Source organism: uncultured Aquabacterium sp., from assembly GCF_913773725.1.
Taxonomy (GTDB): domain Bacteria; phylum Pseudomonadota; class Gammaproteobacteria; order Burkholderiales; family Burkholderiaceae_C; genus Aquabacterium.
This window is the reverse complement of sequence record NZ_CAJYGK010000094.1, coordinates 1-21,752: the sequence shown is the minus strand read 5'-3', so window position 1 is coordinate 21,752 and position 21,752 is coordinate 1. Positions and strand designations below refer to the sequence as shown.

Below are 21,752 nucleotides of genomic sequence, written 5' to 3'. Positions count from 1 at the left end.
CCCATGCAGCACGTCGACGACCCCGACGCGCTGGAGCGGCTGTCCTGGTACGCGCAGCGCCGGCCGGTGTTCACCGGCGGCAATGCTGTGGCCCTGATGCGGGGCGGCGAGACGCTGTTCCCCGCCCTGCGCGAAGCCATCGACGCCGCACGTCACCAGGTGTGGGTGGCATGCTACCTAGTGTCCCCCCTGGGCCAGAGCGGGCAGGTGCTGGCCGCTCTGATGCGCGCCGCACGCAGAGGGGTGGCCGTGCACATGGTGGTCGATGCGGTGGGCTCCAACCTGGCGCCCACCAGCCTGTGGCAGGACATGAAGGCCGCGGGCGTGCAGATGGCTCACTTTCGGCCCCTGCACAAGGTGTGGGGCCTGACCGACCCCGGCGCCTGGCGGCGCATGCACATGAAGCTGTTCGTGGTCGACGACGCCCAGGCCTTCGTCGGCGGCATCAACCTGATCGACGACCGCTACGACGGCCACCATGGCTGGCAGAACGCGCCCCGGCTGGACTACGCACTGGCGGTGCAGGGGCCGGCGGTGATTCCGATGCAGCACACAGCCATGGCCATGTGGACGCGCGCGCGCTTCGGACGGGATTGGCGCGACGAACTGCTGCAGTGGGCACAGGGGCCGGGCCGTGTGGCGCGGCTGCGCCAGCTCTGGCAGGACGCGCGCCTGCGGCTGCGCCCGAGTGAGCAGGGGCGCCTGGCGCGCGCCGCACTGCGGCAGGAACCCGTGCGCTGCGCCTTCGTGATGCGGGACAACCTCCGCCAGCGCCGCACCATCGAACGGGCGGCCTTGCAGGCCATCCACCACGCCCGCGAGCGCGTCGACCTCGTCACGCCCTACTTCTACCCCCGCCGCGCCTTCCGGCTGGCCTTGCGCCAGGCTGCGGCCCGCGGCGTGCGGGTGCGGCTGCTGCTGCAGGGCCGCCCCGATTTCCGCATCGCGGCCGTCGCCGCGCAGGCCCTGTACGCCGAGTTGCAGGCGCACGGCGTGCACATCCATGAGTACCAGGCGGCCTTTCTGCATGCCAAGGTGCTGAGCGTGGACGACAGCTGGGCCACGATCGGCTCGTCCAACCTCGACCCGCTGTCCCTGGTGCTCAACCTCGAAGCCAACCTGATCGTGCGCGACCGGGCCTTCGTCAGCGAGCTCAACGCCTCGCTGGCCGAGGACTTTGCGCTCAGCAACGAGGTGCCCCCCTGGCCGGACCACGACCCCGGCTGGCGCGGCCGGCTGCGGCGGCGGGCGGTGGCCTGGCTCGCGCAGGCCTATCTGCGCCTGTCAGGTGTCACGGGGCGATACTGAGCGCGCCATGCCGACCCTGCCCGAGCCCTCCTCCGCCTCCGCGCAGGCCGATCTGGTCGTCCGCCGCCCGGAAGGGTTGTACTGCCCGCCCGGCGACTTCTACATCGACCCCTGGCGGCCCGTGCACCGCGCGATCATCACGCACGCCCACGCCGACCACGCCCGCGGCGGCCATGGCGCCTACCTGTGCGCGGCACCGGGCGAAGGGGTGCTGCGCGCGCGCCTGGGCGACATCGCGCTGCAGACGCTGGCCTATGGTCAGACGCTTCAGGTTCAGGGGGTGACGGTGTCGCTGCACCCTGCTGGCCACGTGCTGGGCTCGGCCCAGGTCAGGCTGGCCTGGCGCGGGCAGGTGTGGGTGGTCTCCGGCGACTACAAGACCGAGCCCGACCGCACCTGTGCCCCCTTCGAACCCGTGCGGTGTCACTGCTTCATCACCGAATCCACGTTCGGGTTGCCGATCTACCGCTGGCGCCCCTCGGCCGAGGTCTTCGCCGAGATCAACGCGTGGTGGCAAGGCAATGCCGCGGCAGGCCGACCGTCGCTGCTGCTGGGCTACAGCTTCGGCAAGGCCCAGCGGCTGCTGGCCGGCGTGGATCCGGCCATCGGCCCCATCGTCGTGCACAGCGCCGTCGAGCCCTTGAATGCGGCCTACCGTGCCGAAGGCGTGCCCCTGCCATCCACCCTGCGCTTCAGCGAGGTCAGGGACAAGACGCTGTGGCGACAGGCCCTGGTGCTGGCCCCGCCCAGCGCGGCACGCGGGCCGCTGGCCCGCACGCTGGCCGGCGCATCAGACGCCATGGCGTCGGGCTGGATGCAGCTGCGCGGTGCGCGTCGCCGAGCCGGGCTGGACCGCGGCTTCGTGCTGTCAGACCACGCCGACTGGCCCGGGCTGGTGGGCGCCATTGCGGCGACGGGGGCAGAGCGGGTGATCGTGACCCACGGGCAGGAAGCCGTGCTGGTGCGCTGGCTGCAGGAGCAGGGACTGGAAGCCGGTTCGATGGACACCGATTACGGCGACGAGGCCGCCAACGACGGGCCGAGCGACCAGCAGGTGCCGTAAGCCGGGGGTCGGGGCCAGTCGGCCGCCCGGGCCGGCAAGCCCGGGTGCGTCAGCAGCCAGCGGCGCGCGAGCATCCAGCCCGCGTGCGCCACCACCAGCCGGGGCGGAGCCGGCAACCCGGTGGGCGATGCCTCCGCCTCTGGCCACGCGGCCACCCGCGCCATCACGTCACGCAGGCACTCGCCACCACCGGGTGCGTGGCCTGCGAAATCGGCGCACCAGGCATCGACTTCGCCCCAGGGGATCTGCGCCCACGGCCGTCCGTCCCAGGCGCCGAAGCTGGCTTCGATCAAGTCGTCGTCCACGACATGCCGCCAGCCCCAGCGCCGCAGCTGCCGCCCGACAAGCGCACAGCGCTGCAGCGAGGAGGTGTGAACGACGCGGGGCCAGCCGTGCCGCCGGGCAGCCTGGCGGATGCGGTGCGCCAGACGGCGGGCCTTACGGCGGTCCACAGGCAGATCGGTCCGGCCGATGCAACGGCCTGCGGCGCCCATGGGCTGGGGATGCCGCCACGCCATGACCCAGGCGCTCAGGCCCTGAGCGAGAGACCGCGCCGACGGTTCGAACACTGGCGTCATGACACGGGGTGCACCACCGTGAGCCAGGCCAGCAGGCCGGCCACTTCGGCGAGCTGCTGGCTGGCCCCCAAGGTGTCGCCGGTGTAGCCGCCCAGGCGGCGCCGGAACCAGTGCCAGCACAGGCCCAGGGCCAATGCCATGGCCAGTGCGCTGCGGCCCAGCGCCACCTGCAGCGTGCCCGTCGGCCAGGCAGCCTGCCAGAAATGCAGCCACAGCATCAAGGCCACCACGGCGGTGGTCAGCACGGCGGACACCAGCGTGATGCGATCGACCCGCATGGCCAGCGGCTTGGCCTTGGCGTGGTCGATGTCACCGGCATACCGCAGCAGGCCGGTCAACAGAACAGGGACCAGGCGCGAGGCCGCGTGGCACCACACCAGCGCCATCATGGTCCACGCCAGCAACACCGCCCGAATGTGGCTGGCTTCGGCGCTCGCCTGCTCGTTGTGCAAGGGGGTGAGCAGGGCCGTCAGCACCGTGGCCTTCAGGCCCAGCATGCCAATCAGCCCGAGTGCACCGTAGCTGCCCAGGCGCGAGTCCTTCATGATGAGCAGGGCCTTGGCGCGGTCGACGGCACCACCCAGGCCGTCACAGGTGTCGGCCCAGCCATCTTCGTGAAAGCCGCCTGTCAGCCACACTGTGAAGGCCATGCTCAGCACGACGGCCACGGCGGGTGGCCACCACGCTGCCGCCGTGGCCAGCACCAGCGCCCCACTCAGGCCGATCAGCGCCCCCACGAGGGGAAAGTAGCGCAGACAGGTCTGCAGCCAGCCGGGCTCGAACCCCACCCACGCCGGCGTCGGCACGCGGGTCAGGAACTGCAGCGCCACGAAGAACAGGCGCAACTGGTGGAGCAAGGCGTTCATCGGATCTGGCAAACGGAACAATACGCCGTCATCATGCCTTGCCCATCATGCACCGGACGCATCCGCATCGCGCTGGCTGACGCCGGCCGACTCGAAGCTGGCCATCTCGCGCAGGATGCGGCAGGCCGATTCGAGCAGGGGCCAGGCCAGCGCTGCGCCCGAACCCTCGCCCAAGCGCAGGCCCAACTGCAGCAAGCCGCGCACACCCATGTGGGCCAGCATGCGCGCGTGGCCACTTTCGTCGGACTGGTGCGCGAAGATGCAGCGCTGCAGCACACGGGGTTGCAGCGCCTGCGCCACCAGCACGGCACTGCTGGCGATGAAGCCATCGACGACGATCACGCGGTTCTGCGCGGCCGCCTCCAGTACGGCGCCGCACATCATCGCCATCTCGAAACCGCCGAAGGCCGCCAGCACCGCCAGGGGCTCGCGGACCTCGGCGTGCCGGTGCAAGGCGGCGTCCAACACCGCCAGCTTGCGGGCGACACCAGCCTGATCCAGCCCCGTGCCTCGGCCCACGCACTGCACCAGCGGTATGCTGGTCAGGCGGCTCATGATGAGCGCGGCACTCGACGTGTTGCCGATGCCCATCTCGCCTATCAGCAAGGCGTTGCCGGGCAGCCCGCTCACCACCTCGGCCCCCGCCTGCAAGGCGGCCTCGCACTGAGCCCGCGTCATGGCCGGGGCCTGCGTGCAATCCACGGTGCCGGGGGCCACCTTGCGGATCTGGAGGCCGTCGCGCGGGGCGATGTCGCGGGCCACGCCGGCATCGACCACCGTCAAGGCCAGACCATGCTGTCGCGCCAGCACACTGACCGCGGCACCACCAGACAGGAAGTTCTCGACCATCTGCCAGGTCACGTCACTCGGGAACGCCGAAACGCCCCGTGCGGCCAGACCATGATCGCCCGCGAACACCACCATCTGGGGCTGCTGCAGCCGAGGTTCATCGGTCTGCAGGATCAAGCCGATCTGCAAGGCCAGCGTCTCCAGCTCACCCAATGAGCCTTGTGGCTTGGTCTTCTGATCCAGTCGGTGTTGCAGTCGGGCGGCCAGATCGGGCCGAGCAAGATCGGAGATGCGGTCGAGTGAGGTCATCATGCGGGGTCAACGGGACTCAAGAAGGCGTTGCAGCACGCCCGGGTTCATGTGGCGATCGACGAAGTCGGCCAGGCCGTCCATCACCTGATCCAGGACAGGCGCACGCTGCCCGAACAGGGCGCGCATGGCCGCTGCGTCTTCGAACAGGCCATGGAGGTAGACACCCAGCACCGGCCCTTGCGCCCAGCCAAGCGCCTGGCCAGCCGCGTTGTGCAGCACGGCCGCGGTGCGCGAACCGGCGCCCGCCAAGGCGGTGCGGCCATGGTGGATTTCATAGCCCTGGACCGAAACGCCGGCCAGCGCGGACCACGGTGTGGCCAGTTCACCTGGGCCACCGAACGAGGCCGAAGTGGTGCGCAATTGCTTGCGCCGATCGAAGGTCGTTGTCACATCGAGCAGGCCGAGTCCGGCCTCGGCCTGGGCTGGAGCCCCTTCGATGCCGTCCGGATCGCACACGGCCTTGCCCAGCATCTGCAGGCCGCCACACACGCCCAGCACGCCCCGCCCGGCCCGGGCATGGGCCACCACAGCATCAGCCAGCCCCTGCGTGCGTAACCAGCGCAGGTCGGCCCGCGTGTGCTTGGAGCCAGGCAGGATCACCCAGTCCGCGCCGTCCAGATCGCGAGGGTGACGCGCCCAGGTCAGGCGCACACCCGGCGCCGTGCGCAAAGGCTGGAACTCGTCCAGGTTGCTCAATCGCGGGTAGGCCACCACGGCCACGCGCAGCAGCCCGGGCTCTGTTCCTCGGCTCGGGGCGTCATCGAACACCCCATCTTCCTCGGGCAACCCATGCCCCCGCCACATGGGCAGCACGCCCACCGTGGGCACACCGGTCAACGCCGAAAGCTGGTCAGGCCCCGGCGCCAGCAGCGCGGCGTCGCCACGAAACCGGTTCAGCACGAAGCCGCGGATCAGGGCCCGCTCTTCAGCCGGGAGCAGCTGATGCGTCCCGTACAGGTGGGCAAACGCGCCCCCCCGATCGATGTCGGTCACCAGCAGGCAGGCTGCCGCTGCGTGGCGCGCCGTGCGCATGTTGACGAAGTCATTGCGATGCAGGTTGATCTCGGCCGGCGAGCCGGCCCCTTCGATCACGACCACATCGTGGCGGGCCTGCAGCTCATCGAGCGCCTGCCGGGCGTGCGGCCACAGCGCCTCGCTGCGCTCACGCCAGGGGATGGCGCGCAGGTCGTCCCGCACCTCGCCCATCACGATGACCTGGCTTCCCGTGTCATGCTCCGGCTTGAGCAGCACCGGGTTCATGCGCACGTCCGGCACCGTGCGCGCAGCGAGGGCCTGGAAGTACTGGGCGCTGCCGATCTCGCCCGGCACACCCCGCAAGCCGGGCACCACCCGGGCGTTGTTGCTCATGTTCTGCGCCTTGAACGGTGCCACCTTGAGCCCCTGGCGCGCATACCAGCGGCACAACGCCGTGGCCAGCCAGCTCTTGCCGGCACCGCTGGTGGTACCCAGCACCATGACGGCCTTGCCCTTCATGTGGAACGCTCCTGATCGTGATGGGGGAGGCCCTCCTGCGGGCCCGGGCGCCAGTGGCCGAGCGCATCCAGCAGCACACGCTGGGCCACGGGGGCCTGCGCGCTGAGCCGGAACACACCGGGCAGCCCGAAGCTCGTCGCCTCGCGCAGTCGGATGCCGCGCGCCCGCAGCCTGACATCGAGTTGCAAGGACCGATCGAGTCCGGTGGGCTCCGGGCCTCGGTGATGCAACCACGGCGGCGTAGCCATGAAGAACGGCGTATCGGACGGCGCACAGTGCCAGCCTCGCGCGGTCAGCATGGCCCGCTGCATGGCGGCCCATTCGGCCAGCGTCAGGCGCGCATCGGCAAGCCAGTTCTGGACCGGCTCGGTGTGCCAGGCCTGCAGCAGGGCCACGCCTTCGGCGGACAGCACCCAGCTGGGCGCCAGCAAGCCCACCGAGCGCGCGACCTCGGCGTGCCACGAGGCCGTCACCAGCCCCGCCGGCAGGCTGGGTGCCTGCATGGCCCCGGCCCGCACGCCCGTCACACCGAGTGCCTTGTTTGGCGACCACAGCTGCCAGAACCGAACGGCGCACCGCGAGACAACCGGGTCTTCGCCGCGCAGGCGCAGGGGCGAGTAGGCCCGATCCAGCGCCACGGTCAGCCTGGCGCCAGCGTCCAATGCGGCCACCAGGGCCTGCACGGTGTCAGTCGAGAGGCTGTCGCCGGTGGGGTTGTTCGGATCACACAGCCAGCACAGCACCGGTTCCGTGAGACTGCCATGCCGCTCCAGTGCCGCTCGCAGTTCGGCCTCTGTGCGCCATCCCCGGACGGTCATGCCCAGGGCCTCGGCCGCCGCCCGATAGTCGCCATAACCGGGCTCGGGCACCCACACCTGGTGCACGCCCTGCAACCGCGCCGCCAGCGTGAGCCGCCGGATGGCTTCTGCGCTGCCCGCCGTGACATGCACATCACCCGCGCGACATCCCCACCTGCCCGCGAGCTGCTCACGCAAGGCCGCATACCCGGGGTCGGGGTAGCGGCGCCGGTCTGCCGCATTGAGCGCCTGCACGAGTGCATCGGGCAACGGCAGCGGATTGGCATTGGTCGAAAAGTCCCAGTGGATGGCCGCTCCGCCATCTGGTCCGCCGTGCTGCACCATCCGGTCAGACATGCGCGAGGCCCTCGTACACGCCCTGTCCTGCCACCAGCAGGGCCGCAGACAACAACACCGCCCTGCCCGCCCACCGACAGGCTTGCCGGACATCCTCGCTGGACGGAGCTCGTCCCGCAGCATGAAGCGTGTACACGCCCGGCTTGCCGAGCCGCACGCCCAACAGCAGCGCCATGGTGCCCATGGGCCAACCCCCGTTGGGGGATGGGGTGTGTGCGGCCTCTGCACGCATGGCGCGCCAGTCAGGCCGGCGGCCGGCGGCCAGCCACAGCATCAGGGCGGTCGCACGGGCAGGCAGCCATGACAGCAGGTCATCGACCCGTGCCGCCCATTGCCCCATCCACAGGCGATGGTCACGGTAGCCCCACATCGCATCCGCCGTGTTGGCAAAGCGGTACAAGGCAGCGCCTGGCAAGCCCGCCACCAGAAACCAGCACAGCGGCGCGACCACGGAATCGTTGAGGTTCTCGGCCAGAGACTCGATGGCGCTCTCGCGCACCTGGGCTTCATCGAGCGCTGCCGTATCCCGGCTCACCAGCCAGCCCAACCGGCATCGCCCGGCATCCAGAGAGTGGCTCAGTGCCTGATCCACTGCCTCTACCTCATCGCACAACATGCGCCATGACAACAAGGGTTTGAGCAGCACGCCGAGCAGGACGCCGCGCAGCATCGACGGCATCGGCGCCACCTCAGTCGCGGCGGTCACTGCCGTCACCCCGATGTCGAGCACGAGCGCGGCTGCCAACACCAGCACGGCCCCCAAGTACCATGCGAGTGCGCCACCCAGGCGCGCTGTGACCGCGGGCAGACGCCACAAGCGCGGCCCGAACCAGTCCAGGTAACGCCCCATCGCCACCACCGGGTGAGCCCATGCCGGCGGCTCGCCGAACAGGCGGTCGATCACCAGGGCCACGCACACGGCAGTGGCCAGCGTCACAGTTGCCGGCAAGGTGGCAAGCCCCTCCATGTGCGGATCAGTCCTCGATGCCGCGCTGCGCGGGCACGCCGGCGTTGTAGTGGTGCTTGATCAGCTTCATCTCCGTCACGGTGTCGGCCACGTCCACCAGTTCCTGCGGGGCGCCGCGCCCCGTCAGCACGACGTTGACGTGCGAAGGGCGGCTCGTGAGCACGTCGATCACCGCCTGCAGATCCAGCCAGCCATAGCGGATCGGATAGGTGATCTCGTCGAGCACCACCATGAAGTGCTCGCCGCCCTGGATGGTGGCCGCCGCACGGGCCCACCCATCTCGCGCCAGCTGCGCCGAGTGCTCGAGGTCCTTGCTCTTCCAGCTGAAACCATCGCCCAGCCCTTCGATGGGCACGCCGAGCTGCTCGAACATGCGGTGTTCACCGAAGCGAGCCGACGGCACCTTCATGAACTGGTAGATCTTGACCGCCTTGCCACGGCCGTGGGCTCGCAGTGCCAGGCCGAACGCCGCGGTGCTCTTGCCCTTGCCGTCGCCGGTGTGGATCAGAACCAGACCGCGCCGCTCACCTTCGGGCTTCTCGACCTGCCGGTCGACCGGGGGTTTTTCAATCTGCATGAGGGACCTCGAGGATCAGGGTTGAAACAGGGCCGCGATGGCCTTCGGGTTGGAGGGGAAATAGAGGTGAAGAAAGGACGCGAACAGGCGCCCTTGCCGGTACACCGACTCCGGTCGCCCATGGTGGCGCTGTGCCGTGGTGTGCAGCGCGGCGGGCCCGTCGCCCGAGACCGCTGCATGGTGAAAGGTGTGCCCGCGCACCGTGCCTTCGGGCAACGCCACCGCATGCAGGCCCAGATTGACCAGGCGGGCCTGCATGGCGCCCTCGCCACGCAGCAGGCCCCACATGGGCGCGCGCTGCCCGCTGGCATCACACAGGCCATCGAGCAATGCGAGCATCCCACCGCATTCGGCCACGATGGGACGACCCTCGGCATGGTGACGTCCGATGGCCATGCGCATGGCCGTGTGGCTGGCCAGGCGGCTCAGATGCAGCTCAGGGTAGCCTCCAGGCAGATAGAGGGCGTCCACCGAGGGCAGGGCTTCGTCGTGCAGCGGCGAAAACACCACCAGCTCGGCACCCAGCGCCCGCAGCGTGGCCAGATTGGCCGGATAGAGGAAAGCGAAGGCTTCGTCCTGCGCCACACCGATACGCACGCCCAGCAAGGGGCGGTCCGCCGGCAAGCGCGCCTCGGGCGGCGCCTCTGGGGGCGGCGCGAACGTGACCGGTGCCGGCATCTCGGGCTCGAGCGCTCCGAGGGCCTGCGCGGCGCGGTCCAGCCGCGCCTCCAGATCGGCCACCTCATCGGCCTGCACCAGCCCCAGGTGGCGGGACGGCAGCCCGATCGCCTCGTCCCGCGGCAGTCCCCCGAACCACCGCATGCCCTCCGGCAGGCTCTCGCGCAGCATCTGCGCATGGCCGGCGCTCGCCACGCGGTTGGCCAGCACCCCAGCCATCCGCAGGCCCGGGCGATACGTGGCCAAGCCGAGGGCCAGTGCACCAAAGGTCTGCGCCATGGCCCCTGCGTCGATCACGGCCAGCACAGGCAGCCCCAGTCGCATCGCCACGTCGGCGGATGACGGGTTGCCGTCATGCAGGCCCATCACCCCTTCCACCAGGATCACGTCGGCGTCCTGCGCCGCTTCCCATAGCAGTTGCCGGCAGTGCGCTTCACCGCCCATCCACAGGTCGAGCTGCTGCACAGGCAGGCCGCATGCGCGCGACAGCACCATGGGATCGAGAAAGTCAGGCCCCGTCTTGAACACGCGGACTCGTCGCCCCTGCTGGACATGCCACCGAGCCAGAGCGGCCGTGGCCGTCGTCTTGCCCTGGCCGGAGGCCGGAGCACCGATGAGCAGCGCAGGGCACTGCACCGAGTTCTGCACGCTCACGTCATGATCCTGCATCAGCGCCGCTGACAGGCAAGGCCACCCAGTGGCCCTCCACCTGAACCAGCCGCACGCGGTGATCGAACACGGCGCACAGCGCCCGCTGGGATTCGGAGCTGCCCGCAGCGCCATGGTGCCGCACACGCCCGTCTGCCATCACGATGAGTTCGTCGGCCTGCAGCGCCATGTTGAGTTCATGCAGCACGCTCACCACGGTCACGCCCTGGGCGCACAGCCCTTGAACGGTGTCCAGCCAATCGGCCTGATGCGGCGGATCCAGATGGGCCAGGGGCTCGTCCATCAGCAGCAGGGGTGCCCCCACCGCCAGCGCGCGGGCCAGCAACACCCGCTGCCGCTCACCACCCGACAGGGCCCCCATGCGCCGGCCCCGCCATGCCCAGCATTGGGTCTGCCGCATGGCGGCCTCCACGGCCGCGTGGTCGGTGGCATCGGGCGCGGCCAGCCAGGCCTGGTAAGGCAGGCGTCCGAGCATCACCACATCCTGCGCGCGCAGGTCCTCCCCACCCACTTCCGCCTGGCCGAGCCATGCCAGCGTGCGCGCACGCTCGGCCGCAGGCCACGCCGACAGCGGTCGCTCCAGCAGAGTGACCTCGCCTGTCACGGGCAGGAGCCCGGCCAGGGCCCGCAGCAGCGTCGACTTGCCCGCACCGTTCGGCCCCACGACGGCAATCCATCGGCCAGCATGCAAGCTCACTTCGATGTCGTGCAGCACCGGGGTGCGGCCCAACCGCACACTGTGCAGGCAGGCCTGCAGAACAGGCTTCATGCTGCCGCCTCCATGCGGTGCATCCGCCACAACAGGTAGGCGCCACCCAGCACCGCGGTCAGCACACCGACTGGCAACTCCTGGGGGGCGATCACCAGCCTGGCCACGGTGTCGGCGGCCAGCAGCAGCAAGCCACCGGCCAGCGCCGACAGCATCAACACCGGCCCCTGCGTGCCCGGCACGCGGCCCCGCACCAGGTGAGGCGCGACCAGCCCCACAAACGAGATCAGCCCGGCCTGCGCCACCGCGGTGCCGGTGGCCAGGGCCATCGCGCCCACCAGCCACACACGGACTGCGCCCATGCGCACCCCCAGGCTGCGCGCCGTCGCATCCCCCAGACTCAGGGCGTCCAGCGCACGCGCCCCGCCCCAGGCCACACATGCGGTCAGCACACACACCGGGGCCATCACCTGGACGGCGGACCAGCCAAGGAAACCGGTGGTGCCCAGCATGAACGCCTGCATCGCCCGCATGATGTCGGGCACCAGCAGCATGGTGAGCGCACTGCATGCGCCCAGAACCACGCCCACCACCACCCCCGCCAGCAGCAGACGCAGGGTATGGTGCACACCGCGGGCCAGCACCAGGGTCAGCAACACGGCCAGCACCGAACCGGCAAACGCCGCCCCCGTCAGGCCCAGCCGGATCGCCCAGCCCGTGGCCGCCGGCCCCACGCCCAGGGCCGCCAGACAGGCGGCCACCCCCAGGGCCGCGCCAGAGGAGCTGCCCAGCAGATACGGATCGGCCAGCGGGTTGCGGAACAGCCCCTGCGCGACAGCCCCGGCCAGGCCCAGCAGGGCGCCGGCCAGCCAGGCCCCGAGGGCGCGTGGCGCGCGGATCTCCCACACGATCCGATGGGCGAGCGTTTCGTCCGGTGCACCGAAAGGCAAGGACCACCCGGTGCTGCCCACCAGCAGGCTGACGCCCAGCACCGCCACGGTCGCTCCGATCAGCATCCCCCCCCAGCGCCATGCCGTCATGAGGTGCCTCCCGCGGGCGGCGACAGGCGCTGCAGGCAGCCCGCCATGATCCGCGCGGCCTCACCCATGCGCGGCCCCGGACGCGACAGGACGTCCCCCTGCTCGGCCGAGAACGTGCAGATCCGCCCGTGCTGCACCGCCTGGATGCGCGCCCAGCCTGGGCGTGCGGGCAGGGCCGCTGCATTGCGCGCCGACACCATGATGACCTGGGGATCGCCCCGTACGACGAACTCCGGATTCAGTTTCGGAAAGGGCCCCAACGCCTCGGGCACGATGTTCTTCAGCCCCAGCCGCGCCAGCGTGTGCCCGATGAAGGACGAAGTGCCTGCCGCATAGGGCGCGCTGTCCACCTCGTAATACACACGCTGCCCGCGCCATCCCGCTGGCACCGCAAGGGCCGCCTGATGGATCTCGCCTTCGACGCGCGCCCACAGACGCTCTCCCGCAGCGGGCTGCCCCAGCAACTGGGCCAGCTTGCCTGCCACACGGCGAACGTCTTCATGCGTGCGTGGCTCCAGCGCGACCACCCGGATGCCGAGTGCTTCCAGGCGGTCCGTCACCCGGGCAGACAGCGCCAGCAACACCACGTCCGGCCGCAAAGCCATGATCTGCTCCAGGTTGGCGTCATCGAGTCCGCCGGTCTTGGGCAAGGCCTTCACCGAGGCGGGATGGTTGGAATACCGATCCGTGCCCACCAGCCGGCCACACTGCCCCAGTTCGCACACTGTCTCGGTCAAGGAGGGCAACAGGCTGACGATGCGTTGCGGTGGTGCAGGCCACACCGAGCGCACCCCCCGGTCGTCCACCACCGTGATGTCGGCCGCTTGCGCCGGCAACGCCGTGCAGCAGAAGGCGCACAGCAAAGCCGCAGACCCGCTCAGCCATTGAGCCAGGAGTTCGACCCTGCCACGGAGACGCCGGACCATCGTCATGGCGACAGGCTCACGGGCCGCGTCCAAGGCTGGCCGGCCACCATCAAGGTCACCTCGCCACAGCAGCGTGCCACGGCCTGATTCAGCCGCCCCAGTTCGTCCACAAAGGCCCGCACCTCCCGTGACAGGGGCACGATGCCCCAGCCCACCTCGTTGGACACAAACACCACCGGCGACGGCAGTCTGGGCAGCAGGGCCAGCAAGGCGTCGCACTCGGCCTGCCACGCGGCAAGGTCCGGCGCGCCGGCCCCCGGCATCAGCCAGTTGGTCAGCCACAGCGTCAGACAGTCCACCACGATGAGCCGGCCCGGCCGGGCTTCCACCTGGAGCGCAGCACACAGGTCGCGCGGCGCCTCCACGGTGTCGATGCCAGCAGGCCGCTCGGCCCGATGGCGCTCGATGCGCTCGCGCATCTCGTCATCCCAGGCCTCCGCCGTGGCCACCACGGTGACGCGGTGTGCCGGGTCGGCCGCCAGCCAGGCCTGAGCCAGCCGTTCGGCATGACGCGACTTGCCGCTGCGCTGGCCGCCGACGATCAGATGATGCGAAGACGCGTTCATGGCCTCGAACGCACTCACAGCCCCGGCGTCCAGCGCACTCCGACGAACACGGTGCGCGGTGCAGAGGCATAGTTGCGTGCTGTCTGGTAGTCCTTGTCGAACAGGTTGTCCGCACGGAGAACCAGCTTCCACTCGGGCGCCAGACGGGTCTGCGCATCGATGCCCCACAAGGCATAGCCGCCCAGCGGACGGGTGTTGGCCGCGTCGTCGAAACGGTGTCCCGAGGCCTTCACGTTCACGCCCACCAGCCAGTCCGACACCGCCTTCTCGGCGCGCAGCACCCCGTGCTGGCGTGCCCTGCGCGCCAGCAGCTTGTCGGTCTCCGCGTTCTTGGGCGACCCGATGTTCCACGAAGCGCTGAGGCGCACGCCGGCCCAGGTGGTCGCCCCGCTCAGTTCCACGCCTTTCAGCACGGCGGCATCCACGTTGCGGTAGCAACCGTACTCGCTTTCGCACACCCCGGCTGCACCGAACTGGATCAGGTTGGTGACGTGGCTGTCGAACATCGTGAGCGACAGGCGCGTGCTGCCATCCCGATACTGCAACCCGACCTCGCTGGTCCGCGACGACTCGGGCAACAGATCAGCCTGCCCGTACGGGCTGAATCGCTGGTACAGCGTGGGCGCCCGGAAGCCCGTTCCCCAGGAGCCGCGCACGCGCCAGGTACGGTCCAGATCCCATCCCGCGGCCACCGAGCCGGTCACACGGGTTCCGAATGCGCTGTCGTGGTCTTCGCGGATCGCGGACTGGATCGCCAGGCGATCCCGACGCCACTCATGCCCGATCCCGAACGCCCCATCGCGGCGCGTGCCCTCCCCTCCGCTGACCGACGAATTCAGCAGACGGTCACTGCGTCCCTCGAGCACGGCACGCACGACATGGTCGCCCAACTTGACTTCGTTCGTCCACGCTGCGTTCTGCACCTCCGTACGGGTCACGTAAGAGGAAGGGCGCGTCTCGTAGCGGTCGATGGACTGGCCGGCTCTGACGGTGCTGCGCCATGCGGGCAGCCACTGCGCCGTCCAATTCAGCGACGCGGCGTCCAGGTCATGGATGGACCGGTCCTCCGTCGTCGATCCCGCCGTCGCGTCGTACTCGCCGTTGATGTGCTGACTGGCCACACTGGCCTGCACACGGTGCCGCTCGTTGAGGGCGTAGCCCAGGCGCGCGCTGCCACTGGCGCTGCGATGGCCATCGCTGTCCGCAGCGCGGGTGCCGGCAACGGAATTCACCCGCGCATCAAAGCCCGACGAACGCTCGGATGCCAGGCCCACCGCGTAGTCCCACGCGCCCTGCTTGCCGGACACCTGGGCATCCGAGGACCACAGCCCCAGCGTGCCCACGCCGAAGCCCACCTCCACGCGCGCCGGGCCCTGACCCTGACGCGTGAAGATCTGCACCACACCCGCCATCGCATCCGAGCCGTAGACGGCACTGGCGGGGCCACGCACCACCTCGATGCGCTCGATCTGCGAGGCCGGCAGGGCTTCCCACGTCGCGCCCCCCGCGCCGGACTGCGTGTCCACCCGGACACCGTCGATCAGGACCAGAAGGTGCCGGCTCTCGGCGCCCCGCAGGAACACCCCGGTGATGGACGCGGGCCCACCTGTGCGGGAGATCTCGAAACCGGGCAAGGCCGCAATGAGGTCCACGGCACTGGCGCTGCCACGGCGCTCGATCTCGTCGCGGGTGATGACCGAGACATCGGCCAACACGCGGGAAATCGGTTGCGGTGCCCGGCTGGCCGTCACCACCACCTGGCCGACATCGTCTGAGTCGGCCGCCTGCGCCACGAACGGCATGACCAGAACCAAACCACACGCCACGGCCAAAACCGAGCGCACCCCGGGTGCCCGTGGCACCGAGTTCAGGAAAGACATGAAAAGATCAACAGGACATGAGCCCCAGCCAGCGTCCCCGCAGGCCCCGGGCGGAATGGCCAACCCCGCACAGCGTGCGCAGCAGACCCCCTGTTGGCCGGTATCCGGGCTGGGCGATGCAACCTGTGCGGCCTTCCCAGGCAAGCGCCCAGTGGCAGAGAACACAAGCGGGGTTCGCGGCAGTTGCCTGACGAACCCGATCGCCGACCGTTGCGGGGGCAGCGCAGGTCGGGCCGACATCGGGGACGTCTGAGCCTTCCTGCTTCCCGTTTAACTGCACCGGGGAGAACCCCGGCACGAGCACCAACGTGCCGGATTGTAAGGGTAAGGCCCCTACAATGGCAGATGGGCCGGGCAACCGCGCCCCCACCTACCCGCGGGCTCCCGCCATGTCCAGAATCGACGAACTCACGGAACGCATCGAGCGCCTTCTGCTGCGCCACGAGGAACTGCGCCGCACCAACGCGCTGCTCGAGCAGCAGCTGGCCGTCACCCTGCAGGAGCGCGACTCGCTGCGCGCCCGGCTGTCGGCCGCCCGCGCCCGCATCGATGCACTGATCGACCGCCTGCCCCAACCGACCTCGTCTTCGCCCGAGCCTGACGCATGAAGCAGATTGAAGTCTCCATCATGGGGCAGAGCTACCTTCTGGGCTGCCCCGAGGGTGGCGAGGAGCGCCTCAAACAGGCAGTCTCGCAGGTCGACCGCGAGATGTGCGCCATCCGCGACAGCGGCAAGCTGAAGGCCCGAGAGCGCATTGCCGTGCTGGCGGCGCTCAACCTAGCCTACATCCTGGCCGATCGCCCGGCCGCCTCGCCCGCTGCGCCCGCCCCTGCCGCCGCCTCCGATGCCCAGGGCGAAGGCCTGCCGCCGCCCGAGTACATCGACAACCTCATCCAGCGGCTGGACCACGCCCTCGACAACGACGGCCACTTGATCTGATCGCCCCGCGCTGTCAAGCATCGCCGAATGAAACCCTGGACCGTGGTGCTTTTGCACGGGCACACGGGGGTGGAACGCTTAGAATGAAATCGTTCGTCGCGTTCGTGGTTGTTTTTATTTCCTTGAACCGATGCTCTTGGAGCCAGGGCTTGGAACATTGCAGTGCAGGTGTGATCGTCTCGCGTCAGATGAACCCGAAGTGCTGCTGACCTCGCCCACCTGAATCCCCCCTGGGTTCAGGAATGCGGCAACCAGTCTGCGACGGACCCTTACACCACAACGGCCAGTCACCTCTCGGTGAACTGGCCGTTTCTTTTTGGGCGCTGTCAGCGAACTCAGTGTGCCGGCACGAACTGGATGCTGGCCAGCGCGATGCGGTTGCCGCCCTTCTCCCGTGCACTCGACAGCGCACGGTCCGCGCTGCGCATCAGTTCGTCGACGACGCCCGCGGTGTGGGGAAAGCTGGAAATCCCCATGCAGACCGTGAACGGGATCTGCTGACCGTTGTACGGCACGATGTGCTGAGCACATTGGCGGCGCAGCTGTTCCATGCGCGAATGCGCGGTGGCCAGACCCACACCCGACAGCAGCACGATGAAGCGGTCACCCCCCAGGCGGCACGGTGAGTCCATCGCACGGGTGTTGGCACGCAGCAGGCGGCCCAGGGCCTCGACCACGCGTTCGCAGGCCTCCGCGCCGTGTACCCGCAAGATCTCGTCAAGGTTGTCGATGGCGACCGCGACCAGAGCGAATTCCCGCTGCTCCCGGCTGGACAGGTCCGCCTCACGCCGCAACTGCTCCTCGAAGTGGGCACGGTGGTACAGGCCCGACACCGAATCGCGCACCTGGTTGTCCTGCACATCACGGCGCAGGGCATCGTTGGCCTTTTGCTGCTCTTCGAGTTGCGCCAGCGCGGTCTGCAGCTGTGCATCCTTCCGGCGCACTTCGGTCACGTCCTGCCACACCGACACCAGGCGCGCGCCATGCCCGGCGTCCACCACCTGGCGCCAGGTTACGAACTCGCGGCGCTCGCCGCCCAGCTCCAGCCGGTGTTCGGCACGCACGCCCACGGGCTGGGCCACCGCCTGCTGGTCTGCAGCACGAAGGGCAACGGCCTGGGCTGCATCGAACAGCTCGGCATCGGCCGCCCCCGACCAGGTCTGGCCGGGCTGCAACAGCAGACGCGCGGCCGCCTCGTTGGCACGCTCGTATCGACCCGAGGCCACCTCCTTGACGAGCACGCCATGCCCAAGCTGGTCCAGTGCACGGAACAGCGCATCCACGATGTCGCCTCCGGGTATCGAGCCCGGTGCAGGGGTGTCGGCCATGTCAGTCGCGGTAAGAATCGTTGTTGTAGGAGGGACGCGCGCGCCGACAGCCTGGCGCACAGTGAACCGGTCTGCGGCCGATGTTCGCCGAAAAGGACAACCGTGAACGCCCTTCAAACATGGGATGAAAGGCGACTTTACCCGCGATGTGCGAGATTTTTCACACTCGGTTGCGCGCCGGTGTCCGCAGATTACAACCGACACCGATCCCAGCCGGCAACAGGGTGTTGCGCCAGAATCCGGGGTCTCGCTCATCCGGATGGTTTACATGACGACCCAGATCACCCTGCTCGGCTGCGGCCTGATGGGCGCGCCCATGGCGCGCCGCCTGCTGGCCGCCGGTTTTCCCGTGACGGTGTGGAACCGCTCGCGGCACAAGGCGCTGGCGCTCGAAGCAGACGGCGCCAGCGTGGCCGACAGCCCCGCCCGGGCCGTGGCCCGTGCCGACATCGTGATCACGATGCTCGAACACGGCGGCGTGGTGCAGGAGGTGCTGTTCGACATGCCCGAGGCGGCCTGCCACGGCCTGCGAGGCGGCACCCTGGTGATCGACATGGGCTCGATCCTGCCCGAGCAGGCCCAGGACCATGCTCGCCGCTTGGCCGCCATCGAGGTGGCCGCGCTGGATGCCCCGGTATCAGGCGGCACATTGGGCGCCGAAGCCGGCACCCTGGCCATCATGGCGGGTGGCGACGAGGCGGCCTTCATGCGCGCATTGCCGGTGTTGAACGTGCTGGGACGGCCGGTGCACGTGGGGCCGGCCGGCGCTGGCCAGCTCACCAAGCTGGCTAACCAGATGATCGTGGGCATCACCATCGGTGCCGTGGCCGAAGCACTGCTGCTGGCCGAGCGTGGCGGTGCCGACCCGGCCAAGGTGCGCGAAGCCCTGCGCGGCGGATTTGCAGAAAGCCGCATCCTGGAAGTGCACGGGCTGCGCATGGTCGAAAGCGACTTCGCCAAGCGGGGATCGATGGCGATTCAGCTCAAGGACCTGCGCAACGCGCTTCACACGGGCGGGCAACTGGGGTTCAACGCCCCCATCACCGAGCTGCTGACCCGGCTCTACCAGGATGGCGTGGACCACGGACTGGCCGAGCTGGACCAGTCCGCCCTGTTCAAGACCTTGCAGGAGCGCCAGCCGCCGGGAACGCCCTGACGCGCGATCCGGCCGCTTTTTGCTAAACTTTTTGCTCAAGGGCCGATAGCTCAGCTGGGAGAGCGCTGCGTTCGCAATGCAGAGGTCGGGAGTTCGATCCTCCTTCGGTCCACCAGACGCCCCCTACGCCGCCGCGAGCCTGTCAGGCTTCAGCGGCGTTTTGCATGGGGCCGGTGTCGTGGCGCTCAGTGCCGGTGCCCGGTGTGGTCACCATGGTCATGCCCGGCATGCCCTTCCGCAGGCTTGGTGGCCGCGCTGGCATAGGGTGTGAAGCGGGCCTGCGCGGCGGCCTGGCCCTTCGGGGTCACCGACACGATGGCCTTGAGGGCCGGCGCCGGCACATAGGCGCCTTCACCCTTGAGCAGGTTGTCGCCGGCCGGCATGAGCTTGACCACCGTTTTCTGGCCTTGGCCCAGCAGGGTGACGGTGCCCGTGGCGCCCTCGCTGGGGAGCTTGTTGCCGCCGTGGTCCGTCAGGTACACGGCCACCGGCAGGCTCTTGCCGGTGGCTCCCACGGGCGCCAGCACCAGTTCATAGTGCAGCGCCCCCGCTGCCCGCAGCTGGCCACCGTGGGGCGCCTGCATCCGGTCCAGCGCGGCGTCGTCGTGGGCCAGGGCCGGCGGACTGCCGGCGCCCATCGACAGGGCAGACAGCATCAGGGCGGCGGTGCGAATCCATCGTTTCATGGTCGAGTCCTTTCTTGCGTGGTTCAGAAGCGTTCGCCCGTACGGGCATCGATCAGGCTGCGCGTCGGGGCCTCGCCCCAGCGCCGGTACATCACCGGGGTCAGCAGCGTGTCGAGCAGGGTCGAGCTCACCAGGCCGCCGAAAATCACCACCGCCACCGGATGCAGCACCTCCTTGCCCGGGGCATCGGCCGCCAGGAGCAGCGGCACCAGGGCAAAGGCGGCCACCAGCGCCGTCATCAGCACGGGGGTGAGGCGTTCCAGCGAGCCGCGCACGATCATCGCGTCTCCGAAGCGCTCGCCTTCATAGGCGCACAGGTTGATGTAGTGGCTGATCTTGAGGATGCCGTTGCGCGTGGCGATGCCAGCCAGTGTGATGAAGCCCACCAGCGCGGCCACCGACAGCGGCTGCCCGGACAAGGCCAGCGCGATCACGCTGCCCACCAGGGCCAACGGGATGTTGCCCATGATGATGAGCGCCAGCACCACCGAGCGATACCGGCTGTAGAGCACCATGAAGACCAGCGACAGCGCCACGGCTGCCAGCAACGCGATCAGCCGGGCCGCCTGCTCCTGCGCCTGAAACTGGCCTTCCAGCGCCGTGAAGTAGCCTGCGGGCAGCGGCGTGTCGGCCACGGTCTGCCGGATGTCGGCCACCACGGCCGACAGCGCACGCCCCTGTGCATTGGCCGACAGCACGATGCGGCGCCGGCCGTTCTCACGCCCGATCTGGTTCGGGCCATCGCCCTCCTCCACCGTGGCCAGCCTGGACAACGGAACCGGCCCGCGCGGCGTGGGCACCAACAGCTGGCGCAAGGCCTCGGGCTCGCGGGCAGCGTCCGACAGCCGCACCACCAGGTCGATGCGGCGGGGGCCGTCCACCACCTGCGTGATGCGCTCGCCTTCGATCAGCTGCTGCAGGCTGCGCAGCACGGCGCCCGGCGCCACGCCGTACTGGGCTGCTGCGTCGTAATCCAGCCGGATCTTGAGCTGCGGAATCAGCACCTGCTTTTCGATCTGCAGGTCGGCCACACCAGGCACTGCAGCCAGCCGCGTGCGCAGCTGCTCGGCTGCGGCCCGCAGCGTGTCCAGGTCATCGCCGTACACCTTCAGCGCGATCTGTGCGCGCACACCCGACAGCAGGTGATCCAGTCGATGCGAAATCGGCTGCCCGATGCTGACCGTCGCGGGCAACACGGCGAGCCGGGCCCGCAGGTCTTCAATGACGGCCTCGCGCGGGCGCCCCGACGCATGCAGATCCACGTCCATCTCGGTGTAATGCACCCCTTCGGCGTGCTCGTCGAGCTCGGCCCGACCGGTGCGGCGCCCCACCTGCGACACCTCCGGCACCTGACGGGCCAGCCGCTCGGCCAGCGTGGCGATGCGGGTCGACTCTTCCAGCGAGGTACCCGGATTCAGCAGGACGTTGACCGTCAGCGTGCCCTCGTTGAACGCGGGCAGGAAACTGCGCGGAAACTGGCTCACAGCCAACGCCGCCAGCGCCACTGCGGCGAGCGCCGTGCCCATCAGCGCGCCGCTGCGGCGGAACGACCAGCTCAACAAGTGAGCGTCCCAGGTCTTGAGCCGTTTCACCAGCGGGCTGTCGCCATGGTCGAGCCGCTTGAGGCGCGGCAGCAACCAGTAGCACAGCACGGGCGTGACGGTGGTGGCCACGAGCATGCTGGCCAGGATGGACACGATGTAGGCCACGCCCAGCGGTGTGAACAGCCGCCCCTCGATACCCGGCAAGGCGAACAGCGGGATGAACACCAGCACCACGATCAGGGTGGCGTACACCACGCCAGAGCGCACCTCGCGCGAGGCCGCGGCGACCACCTCGATCACCGGGCGCGGCTCGGGCAGCGCCCGGTTCTCCTTGAGCCGACGCAGCACGTTTTCCACGTCCACCACGGCGTCATCGACCAACTCACCGATCGCGATCGCCAGACCGCCCAGCGTCATGGTGTTGATCGACAGCCCGAAGTAACGGAACACCAGGCCGGTGATGAAGATCGACACCGGGATGGCGGTGAGCGCGATCACCGTCGGCCGCAGCGTGCCGAGGAA

Annotated in this window: 21 protein-coding genes, 1 tRNA gene and 1 riboswitch; of the genes, 6 read left to right on the top strand and 16 right to left on the bottom strand. The window is 69.5% G+C overall.

Annotated features, from left to right (window positions below):
* Positions 1-3: 3 nt before the first annotated feature.
* Positions 4-1,308, top strand: a complete 1,305-nt coding sequence (clsB, locus tag QZ709_RS10780; protein WP_294637294.1) for a cardiolipin synthase ClsB — start codon at positions 4-6, stop codon at positions 1,306-1,308.
* A 7-nt stretch (positions 1,309-1,315) separates the two neighbouring features.
* Positions 1,316-2,371, top strand: a complete 1,056-nt coding sequence (locus QZ709_RS10775; RefSeq protein ID WP_294637293.1) for a ligase-associated DNA damage response exonuclease — start codon at positions 1,316-1,318, stop codon at positions 2,369-2,371.
* Here QZ709_RS10775 and QZ709_RS10770 read toward each other — a convergent pair.
* From QZ709_RS10770 to QZ709_RS10710, 13 genes are read right to left on the bottom strand one after another with little or no spacing between them, the layout of a single operon-like run.
* On the bottom strand, positions 2,320-2,949 hold the full coding sequence (locus QZ709_RS10770; protein WP_294637292.1) for a histidine phosphatase family protein: 630 nt from the start codon (positions 2,947-2,949) through the stop codon (positions 2,320-2,322). The genes QZ709_RS10775 and QZ709_RS10770 overlap by 52 nt on opposite strands.
* Positions 2,946-3,815, bottom strand: coding sequence for an adenosylcobinamide-GDP ribazoletransferase (locus QZ709_RS10765; RefSeq protein WP_294637291.1), 870 nt, complete (start codon positions 3,813-3,815; stop codon positions 2,946-2,948). Before QZ709_RS10765 ends, QZ709_RS10770 begins: the two co-directional genes overlap by 4 nt.
* A 45-nt stretch (positions 3,816-3,860) precedes the next feature.
* The gene (gene cobT, locus QZ709_RS10760) at positions 3,861-4,916 is read right to left on the bottom strand and encodes a nicotinate-nucleotide--dimethylbenzimidazole phosphoribosyltransferase (RefSeq protein ID WP_294637290.1); all 1,056 of its coding nucleotides are present in this window, start codon (positions 4,914-4,916) and stop codon (positions 3,861-3,863) included.
* A 6-nt stretch (positions 4,917-4,922) separates the two neighbouring features.
* A complete protein-coding gene (locus QZ709_RS10755) occupies positions 4,923-6,410 on the bottom strand; it encodes a cobyric acid synthase (protein WP_294637289.1) in 1,488 nt (495 codons plus the stop codon).
* Positions 6,407-7,564, bottom strand: a complete 1,158-nt coding sequence (locus QZ709_RS10750; RefSeq protein WP_294637288.1) for an aminotransferase class I/II-fold pyridoxal phosphate-dependent enzyme — start codon at positions 7,562-7,564, stop codon at positions 6,407-6,409. The genes QZ709_RS10755 and QZ709_RS10750 overlap by 4 nt, the downstream gene beginning before the upstream one ends.
* Positions 7,557-8,531 carry an adenosylcobinamide-phosphate synthase CbiB gene (cbiB, locus tag QZ709_RS10745; RefSeq protein WP_294637287.1) on the bottom strand — a complete coding sequence of 325 codons (975 nt, stop codon included), beginning with the start codon at positions 8,529-8,531 and terminating at the stop codon, positions 7,557-7,559. Before cbiB ends, QZ709_RS10750 begins: the two co-directional genes overlap by 8 nt.
* 7 nt (positions 8,532-8,538) lie before the next feature.
* Positions 8,539-9,108, bottom strand: a complete 570-nt coding sequence (gene cobO / locus QZ709_RS10740) for a cob(I)yrinic acid a,c-diamide adenosyltransferase (protein WP_294637286.1) — start codon at positions 9,106-9,108, stop codon at positions 8,539-8,541.
* 15 nt (positions 9,109-9,123) lie between these two features.
* Positions 9,124-10,440, bottom strand: coding sequence for a cobyrinate a,c-diamide synthase (locus QZ709_RS10735; protein WP_294637285.1), 1,317 nt, complete (start codon positions 10,438-10,440; stop codon positions 9,124-9,126).
* A gap of 1 nt (position 10,441) precedes the next feature.
* Positions 10,442-11,224 carry an ABC transporter ATP-binding protein gene (locus QZ709_RS10730; RefSeq protein ID WP_294637284.1) on the bottom strand — a complete coding sequence of 261 codons (783 nt, stop codon included), beginning with the start codon at positions 11,222-11,224 and terminating at the stop codon, positions 10,442-10,444.
* Entirely contained in the window at positions 11,221-12,204 is a 984-nt protein-coding gene (locus QZ709_RS10725) for an iron ABC transporter permease (RefSeq protein WP_294637283.1), read from the bottom strand. The genes QZ709_RS10730 and QZ709_RS10725 overlap by 4 nt, the downstream gene beginning before the upstream one ends.
* Entirely contained in the window at positions 12,201-13,130 is a 930-nt protein-coding gene (locus QZ709_RS10720; RefSeq protein ID WP_294637319.1) for an ABC transporter substrate-binding protein, read from the bottom strand. The genes QZ709_RS10725 and QZ709_RS10720 overlap by 4 nt, the downstream gene beginning before the upstream one ends.
* Before the next feature lie 2 nt (positions 13,131-13,132).
* The gene (gene cobU, locus QZ709_RS10715) at positions 13,133-13,696 is read right to left on the bottom strand and encodes a bifunctional adenosylcobinamide kinase/adenosylcobinamide-phosphate guanylyltransferase (RefSeq protein ID WP_294637282.1); all 564 of its coding nucleotides are present in this window, start codon (positions 13,694-13,696) and stop codon (positions 13,133-13,135) included.
* Between the two features lie 14 nt (positions 13,697-13,710).
* Positions 13,711-15,576 (bottom strand): TonB-dependent receptor, encoded by a 1,866-nt coding sequence (locus QZ709_RS10710; RefSeq protein WP_294637281.1) that lies wholly within the window; start codon positions 15,574-15,576, stop codon positions 13,711-13,713.
* A 77-nt stretch (positions 15,577-15,653) separates the two neighbouring features.
* Positions 15,654-15,899, bottom strand: a riboswitch (cobalamin riboswitch).
* 66 nt (positions 15,900-15,965) lie between these two features.
* Here QZ709_RS10710 and QZ709_RS10705 point away from each other — a divergent pair.
* Both QZ709_RS10705 and QZ709_RS10700 read left to right on the top strand, forming a co-directional pair.
* Positions 15,966-16,184, top strand: a complete 219-nt coding sequence (locus tag QZ709_RS10705; protein ID WP_294637280.1) for a DUF904 domain-containing protein — start codon at positions 15,966-15,968, stop codon at positions 16,182-16,184.
* Positions 16,181-16,516 carry a cell division protein ZapA gene (locus QZ709_RS10700; RefSeq protein WP_294637278.1) on the top strand — a complete coding sequence of 112 codons (336 nt, stop codon included), beginning with the start codon at positions 16,181-16,183 and terminating at the stop codon, positions 16,514-16,516. Before QZ709_RS10705 ends, QZ709_RS10700 begins: the two co-directional genes overlap by 4 nt.
* 335 nt (positions 16,517-16,851) lie before the next feature.
* Here QZ709_RS10700 and QZ709_RS10695 read toward each other — a convergent pair whose 3' ends face one another.
* Complete coding sequence (locus tag QZ709_RS10695) at positions 16,852-17,844, bottom strand: sensor domain-containing diguanylate cyclase (protein ID WP_294637277.1); 993 nt, start codon at positions 17,842-17,844, stop codon at positions 16,852-16,854.
* 268 nt (positions 17,845-18,112) lie between these two features.
* Between QZ709_RS10695 and QZ709_RS10690 the strand changes: the two genes are divergently transcribed.
* Both QZ709_RS10690 and QZ709_RS10685 read left to right on the top strand, forming a co-directional pair.
* Positions 18,113-19,000, top strand: coding sequence for an NAD(P)-dependent oxidoreductase (locus tag QZ709_RS10690; protein WP_294637275.1), 888 nt, complete (start codon positions 18,113-18,115; stop codon positions 18,998-19,000).
* A 39-nt stretch (positions 19,001-19,039) separates the two neighbouring features.
* A tRNA-Ala gene (locus QZ709_RS10685) sits at positions 19,040-19,115 on the top strand.
* A gap of 70 nt (positions 19,116-19,185) precedes the next feature.
* Here the strand turns inward: QZ709_RS10685 and QZ709_RS10680 are convergent.
* Together QZ709_RS10680 and QZ709_RS10675 are read right to left on the bottom strand one after the other, a co-directional pair.
* Positions 19,186-19,686, bottom strand: a complete 501-nt coding sequence (locus tag QZ709_RS10680; protein WP_294637273.1) for a hypothetical protein — start codon at positions 19,684-19,686, stop codon at positions 19,186-19,188.
* A 23-nt stretch (positions 19,687-19,709) separates the two neighbouring features.
* A partial coding sequence (locus QZ709_RS10675) for an efflux RND transporter permease subunit (RefSeq protein ID WP_294637271.1) occupies positions 19,710-21,752 on the bottom strand: 2,043 nt, incomplete at its 5' end.